We start from the raw sequence: 17568 nt of genomic DNA on the forward strand, positions 1-17568 counted from the left end.
GCGGCTTCGGAGCTTGCGCGTCTCTGTCGGCCGGGGGCTGCATCGTCTTCTGCGGTGACGCGGCGGCCGGGGCGTGGCATGGCGCGGCCATGCTGATGCTCGTGCTTCTCATCGCCCTGCTGGCCGTCGTGGTCGTGATGATCGTACTCCGGCGGTGGACCGGGCGCCTCGCTTCGCTCGCGACGCTGCTGGCCGGAGCGATCGCGGTTCTGTGGCTCGCCGAGGTCGGACTGCTACCGGGCACCCAGGGGCCGCTGACGGCGCAACGCCCCCTCGTTCCGGGGCTCGACCGGTAACGGTCCGGTAAGCGTGCCGGCGCGAGCATGGGCCATGCCCACGCTCTCCGCCCCGCGCCTGCTCACGTTCCTGGTGTCGGCCGTGTTGATCGGCCTTGCCGTCGCCAGCCTGTACACGCGCATCCCCATGGTCGGTAAAACGGTCGTGGCGCACCGGCAATGGTTCTTCATCGGTGCCTACGTCCTGCTCGCCCTTGGGGTCACCACACGCAGCCTGTAGGCGAGCGAGCCGTCGGCCTCGCGATCGCCGGCTGCGCCGAGGAGACCGGAATGACCCTGAGGACCACCTTCCTCGTGCAGCCGTTCGAGCTGCATCGGAAACGCCTGCGGCCCGCCCGTCAGGAGCCCGCCCAGAGCGAGTTCGGCGCCCTCAAGAAGGCGGAGGCGCTGGCCGCACGCATGCCGGGCGCGGCGGCCCTCAAGATCGTCGCGGACGACGAGACCGGAGAACTGGAAGGCGTGACGATCCTCGGCCAGTTCGGGGAGGTTCCGGAAGATTTTGCCGAGACTCTTCTGGGGAACTGATCCCGGCCGCGTCTCGGGATGCGACACGGAGGACCGCGCAGTGCGGCCCGCGGGAAACTACGTAGAAACACCGGCGGTCGATACCTGCGCGCTTCCGCGCTCGCTGAGCCCGCATCCGTGCCCCGCTATTTCATCGATCTCCACGATGGCGCCAACCTGATTCGCGATCGGGACGGCTTCGATCTGCCCGATCTTGCCGCGGCGCGGGCGAAGGCGGTTCGATTGCTGACCCGGGTCGCGCAGGGGCTGACCGATCCGGTGCAGCGGCAGGACTACGTCATCGCCGTGCGCGACGAGCAGGGCGCGGTCCGCCTGCGGCTGCGCCTCTCCTACGATGTTGAAACCGGCTGACGGCGCGCCCTCCGGCGCGGTGTCGGAGGCCGGCACGGGTCCAAGACAGGGGCATCACATGCGACGTTCGACAGGTCCGGCCCGTGCCCTCGCGGCAGCGCTCATGCTTCTCGGCTCGGCCGGATGGGCGACGGCGCAGACCGCACCGCCCCCGCCGGCGGGCACGGCTTCGGCCACGGCCGACAACGCCGTGATGCTGACGGTCTTCCTGCGCCACGACCAATCGCGCCCGCTGGCGGACCTGAACGCGCAGCTCGCCCGGCAGGGATTCTACAAGGCCTTCCCGCCTCCGGGCATCGAGGTCGTCTCCTGGACCGTCGTCATGGGGATCGGGCAGATCATCGTGCTGCGGCTGCCCGCATCCCGCCTGCGCGAGGTCAACCGCGTCCTCGAGGACACGGCCTGGGGCGCCTATCGCACCGAGTTCTACCCGACCTACGATTACAAGGCCGTGGGCCTCGGGGAGCACGAGAAGGCGCGCTGAGCGCCTCCCCGCCCGCAGGTCCGGCGGCTCCGCTCAGACGAAATGCGCCGGCAGGGACAGGGCCTGCGCGTACAGGGTCAGCGCGATGGCGCCACCCGCCAGGGTGAGGGCCAGTGTGATGCGGTTGGTCCAGCTCATCGTCGATCTCCCTCCGGCTCGCGACTGTCTTCGCGGTATGGGGAAGAGATAAGCCCAAGCTTTCGCGGCGAGCGTGTTCCGCGGCACATCGGGGTGCGGCCGCCTCAGGCCGGGGCTCCGCGTCCGGTATCCGTCGGCCCGAGAATCAGCGCTTCGTCCCACAGGCACGGATGGCCGAGCCGCTTGGCCGTGTACATCGCCGCGTCGGCCCGCTCCGCCAGGGCCTGCGCCCGCGTGGCGTGCAGGGGTGCGCAGGCCACGCCGATCGCGGCGCCCACGCGGATCGGGGATCCCGCACCGAGATCGTAGGGGGCGGCGAGGCGCGCCTGGAGGTGCAGGGCGAAGCCGAGCGCCGGCGCCGGCGCCGCGTCGCCCAGGAGGATGGTGAACTCGTCGCCCCCGAGCCGCGCGGCGATGTCTGCCGCCCCCAACGCCTCCCGGAGGCGCTCGGCCAGCTGCCGCAGGAGCGCGTCGCCCATGGCGTGACCGTGACGGTCGTTGACCGGCTTGAAGCCGTCGAGGTCGATGGACAGCAAGGCGCAGGGCACGCCGTCGCGGCGCGCCAGGGCCCGGTCGAGCCGGGCCGCGAACAGGTAGCGGTTCGGCAATCCGGTCAGCGGGTCGTGGTGGGCCATGTAGCGCAGGAGCGACTCCGTCCGGCGGCGCTCGGTCACGTCCTCCCACAGGGCGGTCCAGCCGCCGCCGGCCTGCGGGTGCAGCGTGCGCGCGATCTGGCGCCCGTCCGGAAGCGTCTGCACCACCGCATCGGTCGTGCCCCGGGCGCGGAGCCGCCGGCACGCCGCCCAGAGCCCGTTCGGATCCCGGTCGGACGGGAGGGGCCCGGCCGCGCTCGCGGCATCGACCTCCCGGGCATGCAGGCCGGGCCGGATCCGGTTCGCGGCCGCCCCGAAGAGGCGCCGGAACCCGTCGCTCATGAACAGCAGCCGGTCGGCGGCATCGAACACGCACAGGCCGTGCGGCAGGGAATCCAGGGCCTGGACGAGACCGGGTCCGAGGGTGCGTCCGCGGCCGAGGCCGTCCTGGCGCCGGCCACGGACAGCCCGAGGATAGCGCCGCGCCAGCTTCATCGCCGCCCTGCCCACCCGCGCCGTCATGGCCATTCCCCCGAAGCAACCCGACCACGTCGCGCGGCCGCCGGATCGAGCCGGCTCGGAAATTAATCCCTTGTCCTCATAGAATGGGATTCCTTTCGCCAACCTTGACGAAATCAATTCGCGTTCAACGATCCTTGGCGCGGTCGCGCCATCCGGAAGTTGAGACGGTCGCGTGGATGCGCCTCAAGACTGTCCAGAGCCCCGGACGAGGTCCCGGCGCGCGGATGCCGGCCGTCGGCCAAGGCGGTTTCCGCGTCCGCCCGGCGGCGCAGGCCGGGCGGGTCGATCCGGCCGCCGCGCGATCCGCGCGGCGGCGCGATCACGGGGCGTCGTGCACGCCGTGATGGCCGTCGAGGACGGTGTCGCTGGTCGGGACCGTCTCGGCCACCGCCTGGGCGCGGCGGATATCCGGGGCGGTCGCCTCCGCCACGAAGGCCGCCACGGCCTCGGTCAGAGGCAGGGTGCGGGTCTGCTGGCTGCCGAGCCGCCGGATCGAGACCGTCCGCTCCTCCGCCTCGCGCTTCCCGAGGGCGAGCAGGACCGGCACCTTGGCCAGCGAGTGCTCGCGGACCTTGTAGTTGATCTTCTCGTTGCGGAGATCCGCCTCGACCCGCAGGCCGGCCCGCTCCAGGGTCCGGATGACGTCCCGGGCGTAGGCGTCGGCCTCGCCGGTGATCGTCGCCACCACCACCTGCACGGGCGCCAGCCAGAGCGGGAAATGCCCGGCGAAATGCTCGATCAGGATGCCGGTGAAGCGCTCCATCGAGCCGCAGATCGCCCGGTGGACCATGACGGGCGGCTTCCTCGCGCCGTCGGCGTCGATGTAGAAGGCGCCGAACCGCTCGGGCAGGTTGAAGTCCACCTGCGTGGTCCCGCATTGCCAGTCGCGGCCGATGGCGTCGCGGAGCACGTACTCGAATTTGGGCCCGTAGAACGCGCCCTCCCCCGGGTTCACCGCGGTCTTGATCCGGCCGGCCGACTGCTCCTCGATCTGGGCCAGAACCCGGGTCATCACCTCCTCGGCATGGTCCCAGAGGGCGTCGGAGCCGACGCGCTTCTCGGGCCGGGTCGAGAGCTTCACGACGATCTGGTCGAAGCCGAAATCCGCGTAGGTCGAGAGGATCAGGTCGTTGATCTTCAGGCACTCGTCGGCGAGCTGGTCCTCGGTGCAGAACACGTGGGCGTCGTCCTGCGTGAAGCCGCGCACACGCATCAGCCCGTGCATGGCGCCCGACGGCTCGTAGCGGTGCACGATCCCGAACTCGGCCATGCGCAGGGGCAGGTCGCGGTAGGATTTCAGGCCGTGCTTGAAGATCTGCACGTGGCCCGGGCAGTTCATCGGCTTGAGGGCGAACCAGCGCTTGTCCTCGGCCTCCTCGCCGGCCGACTGCGCGGCGAACATGTTCTCCCGGTACCAGCCCCAGTGGCCGGAGGTCTCCCACAGGGCCTTGTCGAGGATCTGCGGGGCGTTCACCTCGGCGTAGTCGCCGCGCAGGCGGCGGCGCATGTAGGCGATCAGCTCCTGGAAGATCGTCCAGCCCTTGGCGTGCCAGAAGACGACGCCCGGCCCCTCCTCCTGGAAGTGGAACAGGTCCATCTCGCGGCCGAGGCGGCGGTGGTCGCGGCGCTCGGCCTCCTCCAGCCGGTGCAGGTAATCGTCGAGGTCGGCCTGGCTCGCCCAGGCCGTCCCGTAGATGCGGGTCAGCATCGGGTTGTTCGAATCGCCCCGCCAGTAGGCGCCCGCGACCTTCATCAGCTTGAAGGCGGTGCCGACCTTGGCGGTCGAGGTCATGTGCGGGCCGCGGCAGAGGTCGAACCACTCGCCCTGCCGGTAGATCTTCAGATCCTCGCCCGGCGGGATCGCGTCGACCAGCTCGACCTTGAAGCCCTCGCCCTTGCCGGCGAACAGGGCGCGCACGTCCTCGCGCGTCCAGACTTCCTTGGTGAAGGGGGCATCGCGCGCAATGATCTCGCGCATCTTCGCCTCGATCTTCGGGAAGTCCTCGGGCGTGAACGGGGTCTCGCGATGGAAGTCGTAGTAGAAGCCGTTCTCGATCACCGGGCCGATCGTGACCTGCGTCTCCGGCCAGAGCGCCTGCACCGCCTCGGCGAGCACGTGGGCGCAATCGTGGCGGATCAGCTCCAGGCTGCGCGGGTCGGTGCGGTCGAGGAACTCGATGCGGGCGTCGCCCGCGATCGGGTCGTCGAGGTCGGCGACCGTGCCGTCGAGCGCCATGGCGACGGTGCGCTTGGCCAGCGACTTGGCGATGCCCTCGACCACGGCGCGGCCGGTGGTGCCGGCGGCGATCTCCCGGGTGTTGCCATCGGGGAAGGTGAGGATCGGCATGGTTCGAGCGTCTCCAGGCTCAGTCCTGCATACGCGGCAGGTAAGCAATTTCGGGGGAGCGGCCGTGTAGACCGATTTCTCGGGCGAGGGAACAACGGCGCGGCGCAACTCCACGCATCCCTGGCCCCCGTCCGCCGTTCCGGTGCGCCTGATCCCGCGCGGCCGCGCCGGAGGGCGGGACGCGAGCACAGGGAATTCGGGTCCCCTCTCCCGCACGGGAGAGGGGGCCGGCGCGGGTGTACCGACCGGAGCAGCCTCCGGAGCCGGGTCCCGCTGCGCGGCCCCGGGATGACGCGCGTCCCACGAATGCCGGAGACGGGGCTGGAAGACGGCCCCGTCCGGCGACATGCTGGCGCGGCGCCTCCCCCCGTACGGACGGGCGGGCGGCCGGACACCCGGAACAGGGACACCCGCATGGCCGCGCGCCTCGCCCTCCTCGGCCTCGGCGCGATGGGGCATCCCATCGCCCGCAACCTCGCGGCCAAGCGGGACTCCGACGCCGAGACGCTCGTCGCGATCGATTGCGATCCGCGGCGCCTCGCCGGTCTCGACGCGCCGGGGCTCGTCGCCACGACCGATCCCGGCCAGGCCGCCGGCGCCGACGTGCTGTTCCTGTGTCTGCCGGACGGCGACGCGGTCGAGGCGGCGCTCTTCGGCACCGGCGCCTTGGCGGAGCGCCTCGCCCCCGGGGCAGTCGTGGTCGACCTCAGCACCATCGCCCACACCAAGGCCCTGGCGATCGGCCGCGCCGTGGCGGCGACCGGGCGCGCCTTCGTCGATGCGCCGGTCTCCGGGGCGCCGGCCGGTGCCGAGGCCGGGACGCTCACCGTGATGTGCGGCGGCGAGGCCGGGGCGGTGGCGCGGGTGCGCCCGCTGCTGGCGCGGATCGGCACGACCATCCTCGCTATGGGGCCGGCCGGGGCCGGCCAGCTCACCAAGACGATCAACAACGTGCTCTACGACATCAACATCGCGGCGCTCGCCGAGGTGCTGCCGATGGCCGTCGCCCTGGGGCTCGACCCGGATCAGGTTGCCCAGGTGGTCACCACGGGCACGAGCCGGAGCTACGCGGCGCAGTTTTTCGTGCCGCGCATCCTCCAGGGCCGCTTCGACGAGGGTTATCCGATGGGGGCGGCCTACAAGGACCTCGTCGCCGCGGCGGCGATCGCCGCGGAGAACGGCTTCCCGATGCCGGTCACCGCGGCCGCCACCGTCACCTACCAGACCGCCCTGCGCCAGGGACACGGCGACCGGGACAAGGGCGCCATGGTCCTGCCGTTCGAGGCGCTGCTCGGGGTCCGGGTGCGGTCGCGGTCCTAGGGGATCGCCCCGGCGGAGCGGCCGCGAAGGAGGGCTTCAGGGATCGCGCGCCCGGCCGGAGGCCTCCTTCGCGGCCTTCGCCGCGCTCCGGCACCGCGGGACGCGGGCGCGGATGCGAGGCATCCCGCGGGATCAGGGCAGCTCCAGCACGTCCTTGAGGGGGACCACCGCCAGCACCGCACCCGACGCGTCGGCGATCTCGAAGGACTGGCCGGCCAGCACCGCGCCGTCGACGCGCTGGATCTCCAGGAGCGCGCGGGCGGAGCGCTCGGCCTCGGCGCGGGCGGCGTCGAGGTCGGCCAGGTCGGCGCCGTCGAGATCCTCGATCAGCCACTGGCCGTCACGGATGTGGAGATAGAAGTGCGGCATGTCCGGCAAACGGCCGCTGCCGCCTCCAGTTGCACCCGGACCGCTCGGCACGGTCCGCTTGTGTCCGCCCGGTCACTCCGCGGCTTCGGTCTCCGGCAGGGCCGCCTGCCCGGGCCGGGGCGCCACCGGTGCGTCGGCGCGCTGCAGAACCTCCAGGGCCGCATCGGCCTCCCGCTGGCGGTCCCAGAGCGCCGCGTAGACGCCCCCGGCCTCCAGCAGCTCCGCATGGGTGCCGCGCTCGACGATGCGGCCGTGGTCGAGGACCAGGATCGCGTCGGCGTTGACCACCGTGGACAGCCGGTGGGCGATCACCAGGGTGGTGCGGCCGCGGCTGACCCGGTCCAGCGCCGACTGGATCTCCGCCTCCGTGAAGGAATCGAGCGCCGAGGTCGCCTCGTCGAGCACAAGGATCGGCGGCGCCTTGAGGATGGTCCGGGCGATGGCGACCCGCTGCTTCTCGCCGCCCGAGAGCTTCAGGCCGCGCTCGCCCACCGGCGTGTCGTAGCCCTCCGGCAGGCTCGAGACGAAGCGGTCGATCTGCGCGAGCCGGGCCGCCTCGCGCAGCTCCGCGTCGGTGGCGTCGGCCCGGCCGTAGCGGATGTTATATCCGATCGTGTCGTTGAACAGCACCGTGTCCTGCGGGACCATGCCGATGGCTGCCCTCAGGGATTCCTGCGTCACCGCCGCGATGTCCTGCCCGTCGATGCTGATCCGCCCGCCCTGCGGCTCGTAGAACCGGAACAGCAGGCGCGAGAGCGTCGACTTGCCCGCCCCCGAGGGCCCGACCACCGCCACCGTCTGGCCCGCCGGTATCGCGAAGGAGACGCCGCGCAGGATCGGCCGCTCCGGATGGTAGGCGAAACGGACATCCTCGAACCGCAGCGTGCCGCCCGCCACCGCGAGCGGCGCGGCGCCCGGCCGGTCGGCGATCTCGGGGTTCTGCCCGAGGATGCGGAACATGTCGTCGATGTCGATGAGCGCCTGTTTGATCTCGCGGTAGATCATGCCCATGAAGTTGAGGGGCATCGAGAGCTGCACCAGCATGGTGTTGGCGAGCACGAAGCCGCCGATCGTGGTGCGCCCGGCCAGGATGTCCCGGGCGGCGAGCCACATCACCACGGTCATGCCCAGGGTGAAGATCACCGCCTGCCCGGCATTGAGCACCGCCAGGGACACGTAAGTCTGCGTCGAGGCCTTCTCGTACCGCGCCATCGACTCGTCGTAGCGGGCGGCCTCGCGGCGCTCGGCGCCGAAATACTTGACGGTCTCGTAATTGAGCAGCGAATCGACCGCCTTGGTGTTGGCGTCCGTGTCCGAGGCGTTCATCCGGCGGCGGATGGCGATCCGCCACTCGGTCGCCTTGTAGGTGAAGGCGAGATAGGCCGCGACCGTCACGAAGGCGGTCGCCGCGTAGGTCCAGCTGAACTCGTAGGCCAGCACGCCGAGCACCAGCACGAACTCGACGATGGTCGGCACGAGCGTCAGCACCATCAGGCGCGACAATTCCTCGATGCCGGCGCGGCCGCGCTCCAGCACCCGGGTGAGGCCGCCGGTCTTGCGCTCCAGGTGGAAGCGCAGGGACAGCCGGTGCATGTGCTCGAAGGTCTGGAGCGCGAGGCGCCGCACCGCATGCATCGCCACCTTGGCGAACAGACCGTCGCGCACTTGGGTCAGCGCCGACATGGCGATCCGCGAGACGCCGTAGAGGGCGATCAAGAGCATCGGCGCGGCGAGCAGCCCCGTGGGCACCGGTGCGTCCTTGCCCCCCACGGCAGCGACCAGCGCGTCGGTGATCCACTTGAAGGTGAACGGCGTCACCATCGTCACCAGCTTGGCGGCGAGCAGCAGGCCGAAGGCCAGGAAGACGCGGCGCTGCAGGTCGGGCCGGCCATGGGGCCAGAGATGCGGCCAGAGCCGGCGGTAGGTGGCGATCAGGCCGGGGCGCTCGGCCGGGAGAGGCGGCCCGGCCTGAGGCGCGGTCTTGTCGGTCATGCGGGTTCTGTCGGGAGGGAATGCTGAGTCCCGCATATAGGCGCGGGGCGGCGCGGGATCACCCGCGCTGCGCGCAGGGCACCCGTCACGCCCGCCAGAACGGCTTCGCGATCTCGATGCGCAGCGCCCACGGCTCCAGGCCGGCATCCCGGGCCTGATCGGGGTGGAGCGCCGCGAGGGCACGCCGGGTGCGGATCCGATTCAGCCACGTCCGGAGCAGGGACGGGCGCGCGGCGGGGCGGCGAAGGGCGGGTGACGAAGACAATGTGACGGCGGGCATCGCGGTCGATCCGATGGCGGGGATGCAGTCCGGCCGGGATTGCTGGCGGAGCATTGATCCGATACACATCTCGGATCAATCGAAACATTGACCTCGGAGCAATGATGCGCGCCGCGGATTACCGCTCCGTCGCCGACGCGATCGCCGCCGACATTGCGGCGGGCCGGCTGCGCCCCGGGGCGCGGCTGCCGCCGCAGCGGGACTTCGCCTACGCCCGGGGCATCGCGGTCTCGACGGCGAGCCGGGTCTACGCGGAACTGGCCCGCCGGGGGCTGGTGACCGGCGAGGTCGGGCGGGGCACCTATGTCCGCAGCGATCCGGGGCAGGCCGGCCTGCTCCGGCCGGAGCCGCCCGCGGCGGCCCTCGACCTGCAGCGGACCCATTCGCGCCTGCCGGAGCAGGAGGCGGTCCTGTCCGAGACCCTGGCGGCGCTGGCCCGCAGCGGCGCCGAGATCGGCTTCAGCCAGTACGGTCCCGCGGGCACGCCGCGGGCGCAGGCCGTCGCCGCCGGGTTCCTGGCCCGGGAGGGCTACGCCCCCGATCCCGCCGATATCCTGTTCACCGGCAACGGCCGGCAGGCGCTGGCCGCCGCCCTGGCGGCCCTGGCGGCGCCCGGCGAGCGGATCGGCTGCGAGCCCCTGACCTATCCGGGGGTGAAGGGCATCGCGGCGCGGCTCGGGATCACGCTGATCCCGCTGGCGATGGATGCCGAGGGTGTCTGTCCCGAGGCGCTGCTCCAGGCCCACCGGGCGACCCCGCTGAGCGGCGTCTATCTCCAGCCAACCCTGCACAATCCCCTCGGCGCCACGATGGGGCCGGCGCGGCGGGCCGCCCTGGCGGAGGTCCTGGATCGCACCGGGCTCATCGCCATCGAGGACGCGGTCTACAGTTTCCTGGCCGAGGCGCCGCCGTTGGCCGGCCTCGTACCGCACCGGGTGATCTTCGTGGACAGCCTGTCGAAGCGGGTGATGCCGGCCCTGACGGTCGGCCTGATCGCCGCGCCGCCTGCCCTGACCGACCGGCTCGCCGCCTCCGTCCGCCAGGGGGCCTGGACGGTGCTCGGCCTGTCGCTCGCGGCCGGCATGCACTGGATGGCCGGGGGCTCGGCGGCGGCGCTGGCCGAGGCCAAGCGCCACGATGCGGCGGCCCGGCAGGCTCTGGCCCGGGCCGCGCTCGCCGACCTCCGGGTGGTCGGCGATCCGCAAGCCTACCACCTCTGGCTGGAACTGCCCGAGACGTGGCGGGCCGAGGCCTACGCGGCCGCGGCCCTGCGCCAGGGCATCGCCCTCCTCCCGGCCTCGGCCTTCGCGGTCCATCCCGGCCACGCGCCGAACGCGGTGCGCCTCGCCCTGGCCTCCCCGTCCCGCGCGGACCTCGACGGGGCGCTGCGCAGCCTGCGCCGCCTGGCGTTTGCGGGCGACGATCAGGTCGTGGAGTGAGGCGGGTCTGCGGACGGCGCCGGTGCCCGTCGTTACCCGGCTCTGCCCGGGCTGTGCCCCCCGCGGTCACGGCGGTGCGCGTGACGACGGTTCGGCGGCATCGACCGGAGGCGGTCCGGGCGCCTTGCGCGCGGGGACCCGTCCCGTCCCTGGGCTTCACCCCGAACGGCGATCGGGATTCCGGAGCCCTCCTGCGAGGCCCGCGCGCGGGCACCCCAGGACGAGGTCGTGGTCTGGAGCTCCGGCGTTTCAGGCCGCCCCGGCGGCCCTGAGGACGGTCGGGCAGGCCCCGAAGCCGCTCAGCCGCGCTTGTCGGCGGGGAGCACGAAGATCTGGCCCGGATAGATCAGGTCCGGATCGCGGATCTGGTTCTGGTTGGCGTCGTAGATCACCGTGTAGCGCTCGCCCCGGCCATAGGTGCGCTGGCTGATGCGCCACAGATTGTCGCCGCGGGTGATCCGGGCCGTGCTGATCTCCGGCACGAACACCGTCCCGGCCCGGTTCGGCCCCGCCATGTCGGCCACCAGGGGGCTCGCTCCGGTGGCCGGGGGCGAGGCCGCGGCCGGCCGGTCCCGATCGGCCCCGTCGCGGGCGTCGCCGGCCCGCGCGTCCGGGGCCCGCGCCCCGTCCTGGGCGGCCGAGGGCGCGGGCTCGGCGGGTTCCCGGGCGGCGAGCTGCGCCGGCTCGGGCACCGACAGGGGCACCGCCGCGCGGCTGGCGACCTTGCCGGTGGCCGGGTCGACCTCATCGATCCGCACTTGGTACTGGCCGGACTTGAGACCGCGCCCGATGGTGAAGGTCGCCCGGCCGTCCGGTCCGATGCTGCCGGGGGCGATCAGCGTGTCGTTGAGGTAGAGCTGGATCCTGGCTCCCGGCGTACCGGTGGCCGTCACGAACAGGCGGCCGTTCCCCTGCACGTCCACGCTGAGGATCCGGGTCGGCGCCGACCCGGGCGCCGCGGCCTCGCGGGTCTCGCCGCTCCCGGCCGGCCGCGCGGCCTGCGCAGGGTCGGCGGGCCTGGAGCCGGGCTCGGTGCTGGGCTGAGAGCTGGGCTTGGATCCGGCCCTGCCATCCGCCTTGCCTCCCGCTTTGGCGTCGGCCGTCGCGCCGGGGGCGCCGGGCTGCGACAGCACCACGGTCGCGGCGTCCGGGGCGGTCAGGGCCACCAGGGGCTGGCGATCCCGGCCGGGGGCGACATCCACCGCGACGCTCTGCTGCGACTCGGTCGCGCGCCCGTCCTTGCCGGTCATGCGCAGGCGGAGGGTGCTGGCCCCCGCCGGCAGGGCCGGCGGCACGATCGCGAACTGGCCGTTGGCGTCGGCCTTGGCCCGGGCCACCGGCCTGCCGTCGACCAGCATCTCGATCCCGGCATCCGGCGCACCGCGGCCGGCCACCACGGCGTCGCCGTTCGGCTCGACCCGGACGATGTCGAAGCGCGGCGCCTCGGCGGCGTCCGGCAGGCGCGCATCCGGGCTTGGGCCGGCCTGCGGCGCTCCGGGTGCGGCGGCGCGGGGATCCTGCGGGCGGGCGGCCATGTTGCCCGCCCCCGGCGCCGGGCTCGCCCGGCCCGGCTTGTCGTCGCGAAAGTCGATGGTCGGGTCGGGGCGACCGGCCACGGCGCCCGGATCGGTCAGGCCGCGCAGGCTGGCGCTCGGCGCGGGGGCGTCCGGAACGGGACGGCCGGTGAGCCGCCGCAGGGAATCGCCGCCGAACAGCGCCAGCACGAGTCCCAGTCCGCCGAGAAGGCCGGCGAGCGCCAGGGCGAGACTGCGCCGCACCTGTCTCGACATCGCCACGAAGGCCTCCCCTGATCCTGCCGCCGCCCGTCGGGCCGCCCCGCGCGAAAACCGTCGACGGCGCCGCCCATAATACCGTACATGGTCCTGACACCAAGCCGTCCCGCCGTCCAGGCGGGCGAATCCCCCGCGAATTCAGCAGTTTGGCGCGTGGAGTGCCGGGCGCGGGGCGTGTTCTGGACGGCTCGCAACGGACGCGCGAGGAGGGCGCCGGATGGCCCCGGTGAGGACAGTCTGTGTCTATTGCGGCTCCGGCTTCGGCCGCGACCCGGCCTTCCGCGAGGCCGCGGAGGTCCTCGGGACCGCGCTCGCGCAGGCGGGGATGCGCCTCGTCTACGGCGGCGGCGATGTCGGCCTGATGGGAACGGTCGCCCGGGCGGCGCTCGCCGCCGGCGGCCACGTCACCGGCATCATCCCGGATTTCCTCCAGGCGCGGGAGCACATGCTGGCGGACGTCCAGGAGACCGTGGTGGTGCCCGACATGCACACCCGCAAGCGCCTGATGTTCGAGCACTCGGATGCCTTCGTGACCCTGCCGGGCGGCATCGGCACCCTGGAAGAGCTGGTCGAGCAGCTGACCTGGGCGCAGCTCGGGCGGCACCGGAAGCCGGTGGTGCTGGTCTCGGTGGCGGAGTTCTGGGCGCCGCTGCTCGCCCTGTTCGAGCACATGCGCGGCCACGGCTTCATCCGCGAGGGCCTCGACCTGAGCTACCTCGTCGCCCGCGAGGCGGCCGAGGTGGTGCCGATGCTCCGCACGGCCGGCCACGAGCCGGATCCCCAGGCCGAGACCATCGTCCAGCAGCGGATGTGAGGCGGTCCGGGCGGGATCCGGTGCGCCGGCGACCGCGCGGCGGGAGGATTTTCAGGATGCGCGCTTCCCTCCTCGCGGCCCTGCCGCTCGCCGGCCTCGCCGGCGCGGCCTCGGCCGGACCCGCGCCGGTCCTCCAGACCCTGGACTACGCCAACACCCGCTATTCGGATCTCGCCCAGATCGACGCCGGCAATGTCGGGCGCCTGAAGGTCGCCTGGACCTTCTCCACCGGCGTCCTGCGCGGCCACGAGGGCGCGCCGATCGTGGTCGGGCACGTGATGATCGTGCACACGCCCTTCCCCAACGTGGTCTACGCCCTCGACCTCGACCATGACGGCCGAATCCTGTGGCGCTACGCCCCCCGGCAGGAGGCCGGCGTCATCGCCGTCATGTGCTGCGACACGGTCTCCCGCGGGCTGGCCTACGCGGACGGGCGGCTGTTCCTGCAGCTGGCCGACACCACCGTGGTCGCCCTCGACCCCGAGACCGGCCGGGTGCTGTGGTCGGTGAAGAACGGCGATCCGGGCCGGGGCGAGACCAACACCGCCACGGTCCTGCCGGTCCACGGCAAGCTCATCGTCGGGCTCGCGGGGGGCGAGTACGGGGCGCGCTGCCACGTCACCGCCTACGATCAGGCGACGGGCCGGCGCCTCTGGCGCGCCTACGCCACCGGGCCCGATGCCGACATGCTGGTCGATCCGGAGACGACGACCGAACTCGGGCGCCCGATCGGCAAGGATTCCTCGCTGACGAGCTGGGAGGGCGACCAATGGCGGACCGGCGGCGCCTGCAGCTGGGGCTGGTTCTCCTACGATCCCGACCTGAACCTCGTCTATTACGGCACCGGCAACCCCGCGACCTGGAACCCGTCCCAGCGCCCCGGCGACAACCGCTGGTCCATGGCGATCATCGCCCGCGACGCCGACACGGGCATGGCCCGCTGGGTCTACCAGATGACCCCCCACGACCAGTGGGACTATGACGGCGTCAACGAGATGATCCTCACCGAGCAGGTGATCGCCGGGCGGTCGCGCAAGGTGCTGACCCATTTCGACCGGAACGGCTTCGGCTACACGCTCGACCGCGCCACGGGCGAAGTGCTGGTGGCGGAGAAGTTCGATCCCACGGTCAACTGGGCCAGCCGGATCGTGATGGACCCCGCCGCCCCCGATTACGGCCGGCCGGTGGTCGACAAGCGCTATGCGCCCGGGGAGGCCGACGAGGAGGAGGTGACCAAGAACATCTGCCCCGGGGCGCTGGGCGCCAAGAACCAGCAGCCCGCGGCCTACTCGCCCCTGACCCGGCTGTTCTACGTGCCGACCAACCACATGTGCATGGATTACGAGGCGTTCCGGGTCACCTACACGCCCGGCCAGCCCTATGTCGGCGCGACGCTCACCCTGCACCCGCCTGAGGGCTCGGACCGGACCGGGGCGTTCATCGCCTGGGACGGCGCCAAGGGCCGGATCGCCTGGACGATCCCGGAAGCCTTCTCGGTCTGGTCGGGGGCGCTGGCCACCGCCGGCAACGTGGTCTTCTACGGCACGCTGGAGGGCTACCTGAAGGCGGTCGATGCCCGGGACGGCCACGAACTCTACCGGTTCAAGACGCCGTCCGGCATCGTCGGCAACGTCACCACCTACCTGCACGACGGGAAGCAGTACGTGGCGGTGCTCTCCGGGGTCGGCGGCTGGGCCGGGATCGGTCTGGCGGCCGGGCTCACCGATCCCGCCGACGGTTCGGGGGCGGTCGGCGGCTACGCGGCCCTGTCGCAATACACGGCGCCGGGCGGGCAGCTCACGGTGTTCGAACTGCCGAAGTAGAGCCGGCCGCCGGTCCCGGCGGCATCCGCACGCGCCGCCGGGCGATTCGCACGGCATCCCGCCGGGTCGCTTCGGCGCCGGATCCGCCTGGGCGCAATCCGGGCCGCCTCCCCTGCCCCGCCTGGCCCCGACCCTAGCAACCGCTGCCGGCCACGGGCGCGGCTATTCAGGTGCGGCCGCACGTGCGCGGCAATCGAAGGCCGAAACCCAGTTCTTGACGGATATTTCGATAGACTAAATCCGTTTATCTTCGTGCAGTCTCCAAAAATAAGCCGACTTACAGAGTGTTGCTCTGAAGATACGAATCAAGAAGACGTCAGATTTTGAACGAAATATGACGATTTTTCATCGATGACCTTGGATATGGGGCGCGCGACCGGCCGGACGGGGCGGTGTCGGGGAGCGCATCATGAAACGGGGATATGGGGTCTCAATCGCCGCTCTGGCGGTCGCGATGCTCGGTTCGGGCGCCCAGGCGCAGACGCCCGGTGCGGGCAACGGCGTCGACATCCTGTCGGGCTTCGGGCGGATCTGGATCCCCGGACGGACCTACGACACCGGATCGCCCACGGCCCTCGGGGCGCCCCTCCTGCTGCGCAACATCCAGATCGTCGCCGAGCGGGCGCGGGAGCGGACTCTCGCGCAGGAGATTGCCGCCTATTACGACGACCGCCGCAACCAGAGCTACAGCGTCATCGACGGCCTCGGCCCGCTGACCCAGGCCTATCTGGCGGGGTCCGGGGCGACCACCACGATCCCGGCCTTCGACGCGACCACGTCCCGCGTCCAGTATGTCGACCAGGGCACCAGCGCCGGCGTGACGACGTCGCCCCTCGGGAAGGTCGTGCAGCTGGTCAACGTGTTCCGGACCAACGCCTCCACCAGCCCGGCCAAGGACGCCTACAGCTACCCGCGCCCGTGGCGGCAGAGCCTGAACGGCGAGAGCCTCGGCTTCGTCGTGCCGCCCTCCCTCGTGCCGGAGAAGAGCCCGACGCCCGCGACGGATGGCGGCTTCCCGAGCGGCCACACCAACGCCGCCTACCTCTCGGCCCTCGCCCTGGCCTACGCGGTCCCGCAGCGGTTCCAGGAACTGCTCACCCGCGCCAGCGAGCTCGGTGACAACCGCATCGAGGCGGGGATGCACTCGCCCACCGACGTGATCGGCGGCCGCGTGCTGGCGACCTACTTCGCCATCCGGGCGCTCAACGACCCGGCCAACGCGACCCTGCTGGCGGACGCCGTCGCGCAGGCCCAGAGCTACCTGAGCCAGGCCTGCGGCGGGCCGGTGGAACGGTGCGCCCACGCCGCGGTCGATCCCGCCACCGACCGCTTCTCCGATTCTGCGCGCAACAAGGCCGCCTACACGGCGCGCCTCACCTACGGTCTCCCCTCGGTCGGACCCACCAATCTGCCGCCGGTGGTCCCGACGGGCGCCGAGGCGCTGCTCGCGACGCGCTTCCCCTACCTCACGGCGGCGCAGCGCCGCGACGTGATCGCCACCACCGAGCTGCCCTCCGGCGGGTTCCTCGACAACGGCCTGGGCTACGACCGCATCAACCTGTTCGCCGCCGCCGACGGCTACGGGGCCTTCAACGGTCCCGTCAGCGTCACCCAGGATGCGGCCAAGGGCGGCTTCTCGGCCTACGATGTGTGGCGCAACGATATCGGCGGCGCGGGCAGCCTCGAGAAGCTCGGCAGCGGCACTCTGGTGCTGGCCGGCGCCAACACCTACACGGGCGGCACGACGATCGGCGGCGGGACGCTGGTCGGCCATGCCGGCGCCTTCGGCACGGGCGCGATCGTCGACAACGCGGCCCTCGTGGTCGATCAATCCGTCGACGGGACGCTGCCCAACGCCATCTCGGGCTCCGGGACCCTGACCAAGACCAATGCCGGCACCCTCACGCTCACCGGCCTCAGCACGCTGAGCGGCGCCACCACGGTTCAGGCCGGGCGGCTCGCGGTGAACGGCTCCCTCGCCAACTCGGTCGTGTCTGTGCTGCCGGGGGCGGAGCTCGGCGGCTCCGGCACGGTGGGCGGGATCGGCGCGCTCTCGGGGGGCACCGTGTCTCCCGGCAACTCCATCGGCACGCTCACCGTCGCCGGCAATGCCGCCTTCGCGGCCGGCTCGACCTACCGGGTCGAGGCCAACGCCGCCGGACAGGCCGACCGCATCGCCGCCACCGGCAGCGCCACCCTGTCGGGCGGCACCGTCCAGGTGCTGGCCGCCTCGGGCGCCTACAACCCGCGCACCACTTACACGATCCTCTCCGCCGCCGGCGGCGTCTCGGGCCAGTTCGCCGGCGTGACCGCGAACCTCGCCTTCCTCAGCCCGGGCCTGCGCTACCGGACCGACGCGGTCGACCTGACCCTCACCCGCAACGACGTGCCGTTCGCCGCGTCAGCCACCAGCCGCAACGGCATGGCGGCGGCCAACGCCGTCCAGGCGGCCGGCGGCGGCCGGCTCTTCGACGCGGCGGTC

At 72.4% G+C, this 17568-nt stretch carries 16 protein-coding genes; 10 read left to right on the forward strand and 6 right to left on the reverse strand.

Annotated features, from left to right (window positions below; translation table 11 throughout):
- Nucleotides 1–89 precede the first annotated feature (89 nt).
- The 5 genes from BM396_RS01670 to BM396_RS01690 all read left to right on the forward strand — a co-directional run bounded on the left by BM396_RS01670 (nt 90) and on the right by BM396_RS01690 (nt 1656).
- Nucleotides 90–296, forward strand: coding sequence for a hypothetical protein (locus BM396_RS01670; RefSeq protein ID WP_043353548.1), 207 nt, complete (start codon nt 90–92; stop codon nt 294–296).
- A 34-nt stretch (nt 297–330) separates the two neighbouring features.
- On the forward strand, nt 331–516 hold the full coding sequence (locus tag BM396_RS01675) for a hypothetical protein (protein ID WP_043353550.1): 186 nt from the start codon (nt 331–333) through the stop codon (nt 514–516).
- Nucleotides 517–566: 50 nt separating this feature from the next.
- Nucleotides 567–821, forward strand: coding sequence for a hypothetical protein (locus BM396_RS01680; protein WP_043353551.1), 255 nt, complete (start codon nt 567–569; stop codon nt 819–821).
- 117 nt (nt 822–938) lie between these two features.
- Nucleotides 939–1172, forward strand: a complete 234-nt coding sequence (locus tag BM396_RS01685) for a DUF6894 family protein (protein ID WP_043353552.1) — start codon at nt 939–941, stop codon at nt 1170–1172.
- Nucleotides 1173–1230: 58 nt separating this feature from the next.
- Entirely contained in the window at nt 1231–1656 is a 426-nt protein-coding gene (locus tag BM396_RS01690; RefSeq protein WP_043353555.1) for a hypothetical protein, read from the forward strand.
- A 242-nt stretch (nt 1657–1898) separates the two neighbouring features.
- Here the strand turns inward: BM396_RS01690 and BM396_RS01695 are convergent, their stop codons facing one another.
- Nucleotides 1899–2909: a sensor domain-containing diguanylate cyclase gene (locus tag BM396_RS01695; RefSeq protein ID WP_043382987.1), complete on the reverse strand. Its 1011-nt coding sequence runs from the start codon at nt 2907–2909 to the stop codon at nt 1899–1901.
- A 319-nt stretch (nt 2910–3228) separates the two neighbouring features.
- Nucleotides 3229–5256 carry a threonine--tRNA ligase gene (gene thrS, locus BM396_RS01705; RefSeq protein WP_043353559.1) on the reverse strand — a complete coding sequence of 676 codons (2028 nt, stop codon included), beginning with the start codon at nt 5254–5256 and terminating at the stop codon, nt 3229–3231.
- Between the two features lie 414 nt (nt 5257–5670).
- Here thrS and BM396_RS01710 point away from each other — a divergent pair, with 414 nt between their 5' ends.
- Nucleotides 5671–6576: an NAD(P)-dependent oxidoreductase gene (locus tag BM396_RS01710; protein WP_043382981.1), complete on the forward strand. Its 906-nt coding sequence runs from the start codon at nt 5671–5673 to the stop codon at nt 6574–6576.
- Nucleotides 6577–6708: 132 nt separating this feature from the next.
- Here BM396_RS01710 and BM396_RS01715 read toward each other — a convergent pair whose 3' ends face one another.
- From BM396_RS01715 to BM396_RS01725, 3 genes are all read right to left on the reverse strand, one after another.
- A complete protein-coding gene (locus BM396_RS01715; protein WP_043382977.1) occupies nt 6709–6945 on the reverse strand; it encodes a DUF6894 family protein in 237 nt (78 codons plus the stop codon).
- Nucleotides 6946–7017: 72 nt separating this feature from the next.
- A complete protein-coding gene (locus BM396_RS01720; RefSeq protein WP_043382974.1) occupies nt 7018–8937 on the reverse strand; it encodes an ABCB family ABC transporter ATP-binding protein/permease in 1920 nt (639 codons plus the stop codon).
- Nucleotides 8938–9022: 85 nt separating this feature from the next.
- Nucleotides 9023–9217 carry a DUF1127 domain-containing protein gene (locus tag BM396_RS01725; RefSeq protein WP_043383150.1) on the reverse strand — a complete coding sequence of 65 codons (195 nt, stop codon included), beginning with the start codon at nt 9215–9217 and terminating at the stop codon, nt 9023–9025.
- 104 nt (nt 9218–9321) lie between these two features.
- On the opposite strand from BM396_RS01725, the gene BM396_RS01730 reads away from it, so the two are divergent.
- A complete protein-coding gene (locus BM396_RS01730; protein ID WP_043347461.1) occupies nt 9322–10656 on the forward strand; it encodes an aminotransferase-like domain-containing protein in 1335 nt (444 codons plus the stop codon).
- A gap of 299 nt (nt 10657–10955) precedes the next feature.
- On the opposite strand, the gene BM396_RS01735 is transcribed toward BM396_RS01730, so the two are convergent.
- Nucleotides 10956–12446, reverse strand: coding sequence for a LysM peptidoglycan-binding domain-containing protein (locus BM396_RS01735; protein ID WP_043382972.1), 1491 nt, complete (start codon nt 12444–12446; stop codon nt 10956–10958).
- A gap of 220 nt (nt 12447–12666) precedes the next feature.
- Between BM396_RS01735 and BM396_RS01740 the strand changes: the two genes are divergently transcribed.
- The 3 genes from BM396_RS01740 to BM396_RS01750 form a co-directional block, all read left to right on the forward strand.
- Nucleotides 12667–13263, forward strand: coding sequence for an LOG family protein (locus tag BM396_RS01740; protein ID WP_043347456.1), 597 nt, complete (start codon nt 12667–12669; stop codon nt 13261–13263).
- Between the two features lie 56 nt (nt 13264–13319).
- Nucleotides 13320–15086, forward strand: coding sequence for a methanol/ethanol family PQQ-dependent dehydrogenase (locus tag BM396_RS01745; RefSeq protein WP_043347454.1), 1767 nt, complete (start codon nt 13320–13322; stop codon nt 15084–15086).
- A 409-nt stretch (nt 15087–15495) separates the two neighbouring features.
- On the forward strand, nt 15496–17568 hold a 2073-nt coding region (locus tag BM396_RS01750; RefSeq protein WP_091994643.1), incomplete at its 3' end, for a phosphatase PAP2 family protein.

It is taken from the genome of Methylobacterium sp. UNCCL125, from assembly GCF_900116795.1.
GTDB classification, from domain to species: domain Bacteria; phylum Pseudomonadota; class Alphaproteobacteria; order Rhizobiales; family Beijerinckiaceae; genus Methylobacterium; species Methylobacterium fujisawaense.

Excerpts from the sequence above, each read along its gene's own strand:
- BM396_RS01695 (WP_043382987.1), bottom strand. The coding sequence starts at position 2,909 with ATGACGGCGCGGGTGGGCAGGGCGGCGATGAAGCTGGCGCGGCGCTAT.
- BM396_RS01710 (WP_043382981.1), top strand. The coding sequence starts at position 5,671 with ATGGCCGCGCGCCTCGCCCTCCTCGGCCTCGGCGCGATGGGGCATCCC.
- BM396_RS01740 (WP_043347456.1), top strand. The coding sequence starts at position 12,667 with ATGGCCCCGGTGAGGACAGTCTGTGTCTATTGCGGCTCCGGCTTCGGC.
- BM396_RS01720 (WP_043382974.1), bottom strand. The coding sequence starts at position 8,937 with ATGACCGACAAGACCGCGCCTCAGGCCGGGCCGCCTCTCCCGGCCGAG.
- BM396_RS01745 (WP_043347454.1), top strand. The coding sequence starts at position 13,320 with ATGCGCGCTTCCCTCCTCGCGGCCCTGCCGCTCGCCGGCCTCGCCGGC.
- BM396_RS01725 (WP_043383150.1), bottom strand. The coding sequence starts at position 9,217 with ATGCCCGCCGTCACATTGTCTTCGTCACCCGCCCTTCGCCGCCCCGCC.
- thrS (WP_043353559.1), bottom strand. The coding sequence starts at position 5,256 with ATGCCGATCCTCACCTTCCCCGATGGCAACACCCGGGAGATCGCCGCC.
- BM396_RS01675 (WP_043353550.1), top strand. The coding sequence starts at position 331 with ATGCCCACGCTCTCCGCCCCGCGCCTGCTCACGTTCCTGGTGTCGGCC.
- BM396_RS01680 (WP_043353551.1), top strand. The coding sequence starts at position 567 with ATGACCCTGAGGACCACCTTCCTCGTGCAGCCGTTCGAGCTGCATCGG.
- BM396_RS01735 (WP_043382972.1), bottom strand. The coding sequence starts at position 12,446 with ATGTCGAGACAGGTGCGGCGCAGTCTCGCCCTGGCGCTCGCCGGCCTT.
- BM396_RS01670 (WP_043353548.1), top strand. The coding sequence starts at position 90 with ATGCTGATGCTCGTGCTTCTCATCGCCCTGCTGGCCGTCGTGGTCGTG.
- BM396_RS01690 (WP_043353555.1), top strand. The coding sequence starts at position 1,231 with ATGCGACGTTCGACAGGTCCGGCCCGTGCCCTCGCGGCAGCGCTCATG.
- BM396_RS01730 (WP_043347461.1), top strand. The coding sequence starts at position 9,322 with ATGCGCGCCGCGGATTACCGCTCCGTCGCCGACGCGATCGCCGCCGAC.
- BM396_RS01715 (WP_043382977.1), bottom strand. The coding sequence starts at position 6,945 with ATGCCGCACTTCTATCTCCACATCCGTGACGGCCAGTGGCTGATCGAG.